Source organism: Bradyrhizobium sp. MV1.5 (assembly GCF_055807615.1).
Window position 1 is genome coordinate 1 of record NZ_JBVVPL010000091.1, and the last position, 5,875, is coordinate 5,875.

A 5,875-nucleotide genomic window follows, 5' to 3' on the forward strand; every position below is an offset into this window, starting at 1 on the left:
GCCGGGCCTACGCTTCGCGCAATGTTGTAGCTGATGCTGTTGAGCGCTACCGCCGCCGGAAGTGTTTCGAGCGGCACCTGCTCGCTGACCGAGGATTGCCAGGCGGGGTCCATCAATGCCATGCCGGTGCCAACCACGAAGCATAACGCCAGCAGCAAGTTTGGCGTAATCAGGCCGAACCAAGCGAGCACCGTCAGCGCGGTCGCGCCGGCGAGCGCGATACCTACTGACACTAATGCAACGATACGCCTGTCGTGCATGTCAGCGATCGCTCCGGCCGGCATTGAGATGATCATAACCGGTAACATCAAGGCAGTCTGGACTAAGGCGACCTTGTCGGCAGCCGACGTCATCTGCGTCATTGCCCAAGCCGCGCCGACGCTCCGAATGAGGGCGCCCACATTCGCGAGTACACTTGCCAGCCAAATGCGCCGGAATGTGAGATGGCGTAAAGGCGCGGTGATGCTATCGCTGCCAACCGTTTGTGGCTTAGAGAAACTGATCATCTCTCCTCCTGCCGCCAGGCAACTCTCCTGGCTTGCCAAGCTTGAGTGCAAAAGCTCGGCTGCCGTGAGAGAGCCCTGGAACCGTGATTCTGACTGCGTGATGCGAGAGAACGCGTCTCTCACCCTCCAAGGATGCCGATGAGCGGGTCCTTCGGATCTTCAATTCTAGCGTGATCGCAACGAGGTCGTCGGGAGGTGGCCCACTGTGAATGAACTGACCGGCGTCAACCGTGGCACATTCTGCTCGCGGGTCCGACCTTGAACTTGATGCCCCTATCATTAGGAGCTTTACATCAACCCTACCATCGTGGTCCGGAGCCGCTAGTTCTTCAGCCAAACCGCAGCTCATGCCGCGCCGAGACCTCGCATTTTCGATTGTCTCGCCAAAGTAGATAAGAACGGTCAATTGAGACGCCATTCTGGTCAAGCTGAACCTGCTTGCAGCAACTTTCAGAGGAGATGTCTCGAAGAGGTTGCCTGTCGCATAGATTAGAGGAGAACGGCGAAGGGTTTTGGCGTTCTAGGCGAATGAGCGATGGAAAACCGCAAGAAGTCGCGAATTGGATAAGATTTCCGAGTCAGCCTTCGGATGGAGACTCAATTGGAATGGCAAAACCTGTCTTAACGCGGTCCATTATAACCATTGTCTTGAAACCCTTGATATCCGAGTTTTCGTAAAAAAAACGACGTGTAAACTGCTCGTAATCTTCCATGGTGCGAGCGGTAATGTAGAGGACAAAATCAGCATCCCCCGTCACGTAAAAACCATTCACGACTTCAGCAGACGATTTGATGGCCTTCTTGAATTTGTCGATGATGTCTGAACGCTCTCGCTCTAGGCTCACAAGCACAAGCATCTGAATGGGCCTTCCGACCGCCTTCGCCGAAACGATCGAAACGTCGGCTTCAATTATTCCATCCGAGCGAAGTCGCTTCAGCCGCCGTTGACATGCGGTAGCGGAAAGGCCTGCCATTTCGCCGATGACCTCGGACGTCAGGCGGTTGTTCTTCTGCACGATCTCCAGGATCCGGGCATCTATTCGGTCGTATTGCATGCTTCGTCCTTCCAGCCTTCAGGTGCAATCCATCGCAAACCCCCGGTGCGTTGCAGGAAATCGTTCGGGTGACAGGAAAATGCGACGCAAATCTTTGTTCGCTATCAGTATCCTGAATGCATGGGCAATTTCAACAAGTGACCGTCCGGGACCGGCAAATGACGTTACAAAGAACTCGGGGCAACAACGCCCTCTCGGTGGGTCTTGCTACGCAATATCTGAAAGACCTGCGGCGTCGTGACTTCCTGGCAGGGGAGTCTCTCGTCGACGGAGAGTGGACGGCCGGCGGAGAGCGAGACAGTGTGATCGATCCCGCAACAGGTGAGGAGATCGCGGATGTTGCACGTTGCAGCGCCGTGGAGATGGAGGTGGCGATCACCGCAGCTGAGCGGTCTTTTCCTGCTTGGCGTGGATTGCTGCCAGTAAGGAGGGCGGCGATCCTTAGGTCTTGGGCCTCGTTATTGCTCGAGCACAAGGAGGAGTTGGCTGTGCTCGTGACGAGTGAGCAGGGCAAGCCCCTTGCCGAAGCGCGCCAGGAGATCGCGTACGGCGCTAGCTTTCTTGACTGGTTTGCAGCGGAGGGGGAGCGAGCGTACGGGGAGACTATCCCGAGTCACAAGGTTGGAAGTCAGCTCCAAGTGCGAATGCAGCCGATAGGTGTTGCGGCGGCCATCACGCCCTGGAATTTTCCTATCGCCATGATCACGCGAAAGGCAGGGGCCGCTCTTGCTGCCGGTTGTCCGATCATTGTGAAGCCGGCTCCAGAGACGCCGCTGTCTGCGCTCGCTCTTGCCCGGCTGGCCGAGCAGGCCGGGTTTCCGCAAGGTGTATTCCAAGTTCTGGTCGGAAGTCCGATCGAGCTTTCGAGGCCGATGCTGAGCGATACGAGAGTGCGCGCTCTTTCGTTTACGGGTTCCACGGAGGTCGGTCGTCTGCTCCTTAGTGGAGCGGCGGAGAGTGTAAAGAAGGTGTCGCTAGAGTTGGGCGGGCATGCCCCGTTCCTGGTCTTCGACGACGTCGATCTTGAGAAAGCGGTCAGGGGGGCGATGGCGGCGAAATTCGCGACATCTGGTCAGGATTGTCTGGCTGCTAACCGCATCTACGTGCAAAGAGGAATCTATGGCGCCTTCGTCGAGGCGTTTGGTGGGGCGATGGAGCAACTGAGGGTCGGGCATGGTCTCGAGCCTGCAACGGATATTGGACCAATGACCAAACTTTCGGTCGCAAGCAAATGCAGGTCACAGATCGATGACGCGACAAAGAAGGGAGCGAGAGTTCTATCGGTCAAGCAAGCTGCAACACTAGGTCCCAACTTCGTTCCACCGACCCTCCTCAGTGACGTGACCGAGGACATGCTTATCGTTCGCGAGGAAACATTCGGGCCAGTCGCAGCTGTCCTTCCCTTCGATTCCGAAGAAGAGGTTGTCGCCCGAGCGAATGCGAACGAAAAGGGGCTGGCGGGTTACGTGTACACTGACAGTTTACGTCGAGCGCTGCGACTTTCTGAGCAAATCGAGTGCGGCATGCTCGGTGTCAATACAGCCTCATTCACTGGGCCGCCGATTCCGTTCGGGGGGTGGAAACAGTCTGGGCTCGGTCGCGAAGGATCGCGGCACGGCTTAGCGGAATACATGGAACTGAAATACGTTTGCTTCGGCGATCTGGGGGCTTAGGAGGATCAGATGGTTGACATCGAAACTATTGCTGAACTGGATCGGTCGAGTGTCCTGCATCCTTTCACCCAGCTAAAGGACTTCGCTACCGGAAAGATGGGCGATCCTACGATCGTAACAGGCGGAAAAGGCATTTGTATCAAGGATGCAGAGGGGCGCACTTACATCGACGGGTTTGCTGGCCTTTATTGTGTAAATATCGGCTACGGGCGTGTTGAGGTGGCGGAAGCAATCGCGCGACAAGCGTACAGTCTAGCTTACTATCACACGTATGCGGCGCACACGACGGAAGAACTGGCGACGCTCTCGGCTCGTCTCGTGCGAATGGCTCCCGGAAAACCAAGCAAAGTGTTTTTTGGGCTATCGGGATCAGATGCTAATGAGACGCAAGCAAAACTGGTGTGGTACTACAATAATCTACGTGGTCAGCCTAAGAAGAAGAAAATTATCTCGCGTGAGCGCGGCTATCATGGTTGCTCGGTGATCTCCGGTTCGATGACAGGTATGTCTTTCTACCACGATCACATGGATCTTCCCTTCCCCGGCATTCTGCACACGGGCACACCGCACCACTACTGGGGCGCCGAGCCAGGCGAGACCGAAGAGGACTTTTCCCGCCGGCGTGCGGCTGAACTCGAAGAACTAATCTTGCGAGAGGGCCCTGAGACGGTCGGTGCATTCATTGCTGAGCCGGTGCTGGGTACTGGCGGCATTACGCCGCCGCCGGCGGGCTACTGGCGCGAAGTACAGACCGTACTGAAGCGCTACGACGTCCTTCTAATCGCCGATGAGGTAATTTGTGGATTTGGGCGAACCGGTGCGGATTTCGGAAGCACGCTGTACGGGATGGAGCCCGATCTTGTGACTGTCGCTAAGGGGCTAACATCCGGCTATGTCCCGCTCTCGGCAGCCATAGTCGGCGAAAGAGTCTACAGCGTGATGGAGGAAGCTGCCGATCGTGTTGGTGCGTTTTCGCATGGATATACCTATTCCGGGCATCCAATCGCGGCAGCCGCAGCAAACGCCGTCCTCGATATCGTCGAGAAGGAGCGGCTAGCCGATCGAGCGAGAACCATCGGCGCGCACTTTCAGAAGCGACTGAAGGAGCGTTTCGCGCAACTGGAGATCGTCGGGGAGGTTCGGGGTGTCGGTCTGCTCGGCGCTATCGAGTATGTTGCAGATCGCCAGACCAAGAAACGATTTGATCCGGAGCTGAAGGTCGGTGCGCGTATCTCGAAAGCTGCTCGTGATCGTGGGCTTATAGCAAGGGCTATGCCGCATGGAGATATTCTCGGCTTTGCTCCGCCTCTCGTTGTGTCTGAAACTGAGATCGACGAGATCGTTGAGTTAGCATATCAGGCAACCAAGCAAGTAATGGACGAACTGGCAAAGCAGTCGGCAACCTCTTGAGCGCGGAATGCTTTCATTTACCGGAGCAACGCCCACCGTCGCCAAATTTTCGTCCCTCTAAAGCAAGCGCGTTTTTGGGGAGGCTGCCTAGCGTCTTGACTGCTAGTGACGGCGTTCAGCCGGGGGGTATTTAGTATGCGAGCTGTTTGAAATCCATCAAATGACTTGAACCGGTCACTAGGATCGAACCTGAGAGAATTTAGGTAGTTGAAGGCGTACATTCTTGGAGCACATACTCAAAACAGATACTCGCGCCCTTGATCTAAACGACGACATTGAGGGTGAATTCGCGGGGTGGCGAACCTGGAGCGGCGATAGCTTCGAAGTGTCTAGCGGCCCTTTCTGGCATCGGAGGGAGGCGGATGGCGGCATTCATTGCGCCTTTCGGGTTCAGAAGAAGCATCTGAACTCCTCTAAGAATGTCCACGGCGGTTGCTTCATGACTTTCGCCGACTACTGCCTCTTTGCAATCGCCGCGCCAATGCTTCAGGGAGCGGGCGTAACAGTCGATTTCGCTTGCCAGTTCCTGGATGCCGGACAGGAGGGCGACCTCGTCACGGGTACTGGGGAAGTCACCCGGGCTGGCGGCTCGCTGATCTTCGTGCGAGGTCAATTGACCGCCAGAGAGCGGAAGCTGTTCACCTTTTCTGGCACGATCAAGCGCATGAAGCGAAAGCCAATTGAGTAGCATGCTATTTTTCGTTTCCTGCTCTCGTTGAATGATTGAAATCAGGCCTGTAGATCTCGAAGATCAGGTTACGCCTAAGCCGAAAGCTCGAGCGAATGGGTTCGCGTGGGCGTCGGTCGGTTATGACGCCGGCGGGCGTGGCCGCTCGTCAAGTAAGAGGTTGGGAGCGCCCACATTGCGTTCGATCCTCGCTTACGCGATCTTACGGCTTCGCGTCGCCCTTAGAGTCTGCTTCGGCCCGCTATCCAAAACAATTTGAACGACTTTCAAGTCGCGCTCAACGGAGAGATATGATGGGTCAACCGGTTCGTACGGGCTTTCGTCTGTGGCTAGCCCTCAGCTTCTGAGCTCCTAGCCCGTCGGCCAGGCCATATGAATATGGTCAATCCTGTGCTCTCTTGTTCGTCTCGCTTGACACAAGCGCCTCCTCTCTCATTCAGTCGCGCTTTCCGAGGGACAAGAGGGGGCTAACACAAACGATCGAATTCGCTCGTTCGGCGCAGGATTTCGTCGATGCGCCCCTGTCAGATTGATGAAAATCGG

At 56.2% G+C, this 5,875-nt stretch carries 5 protein-coding genes; 3 read left to right on the plus strand and 2 right to left on the minus strand.

What is annotated here, in order from left to right; all coding sequences use genetic code 11:
• A partial coding sequence (locus tag AC0L2J_RS34445; RefSeq protein ID WP_473395943.1) for an MFS transporter occupies positions 1 to 506 on the minus strand: 506 nt, incomplete at its 3' end.
• A gap of 578 nt (positions 507 to 1,084) precedes the next feature.
• Positions 1,085 to 1,561 carry an Lrp/AsnC family transcriptional regulator gene (locus AC0L2J_RS34450; RefSeq protein ID WP_473395944.1) on the minus strand — a complete coding sequence of 159 codons (477 nt, stop codon included), beginning with the start codon at positions 1,559 to 1,561 and terminating at the stop codon, positions 1,085 to 1,087.
• 158 nt (positions 1,562 to 1,719) lie between these two features.
• Between AC0L2J_RS34450 and AC0L2J_RS34455 the strand changes: the two genes are divergently transcribed.
• From AC0L2J_RS34455 to AC0L2J_RS34465, 3 genes are all read left to right on the plus strand, one after another.
• Positions 1,720 to 3,234, plus strand: coding sequence for an NAD-dependent succinate-semialdehyde dehydrogenase (locus AC0L2J_RS34455; protein WP_473395945.1), 1,515 nt, complete (start codon positions 1,720 to 1,722; stop codon positions 3,232 to 3,234).
• 9 nt (positions 3,235 to 3,243) lie between these two features.
• The gene (locus AC0L2J_RS34460) at positions 3,244 to 4,644 is read left to right on the plus strand and encodes an aminotransferase (RefSeq protein ID WP_473395946.1); all 1,401 of its coding nucleotides are present in this window, start codon (positions 3,244 to 3,246) and stop codon (positions 4,642 to 4,644) included.
• 223 nt (positions 4,645 to 4,867) lie between these two features.
• Complete coding sequence (locus tag AC0L2J_RS34465) at positions 4,868 to 5,332, plus strand: PaaI family thioesterase (protein ID WP_473395947.1); 465 nt, start codon at positions 4,868 to 4,870, stop codon at positions 5,330 to 5,332.
• The last annotated feature ends 543 nt before the right edge of the window (positions 5,333 to 5,875 follow it).

Bases quoted from the DNA above. Each gene is read 5' to 3' on its own strand.
- AC0L2J_RS34460 (WP_473395946.1), top strand. From the start codon at position 3,244: ATGGTTGACATCGAAACTATTGCTGAACTGGATCGGTCGAGTGTCCTG.
- AC0L2J_RS34450 (WP_473395944.1), bottom strand. From the start codon at position 1,561: ATGCAATACGACCGAATAGATGCCCGGATCCTGGAGATCGTGCAGAAG.
- AC0L2J_RS34455 (WP_473395945.1), top strand. From the start codon at position 1,720: ATGACGTTACAAAGAACTCGGGGCAACAACGCCCTCTCGGTGGGTCTT.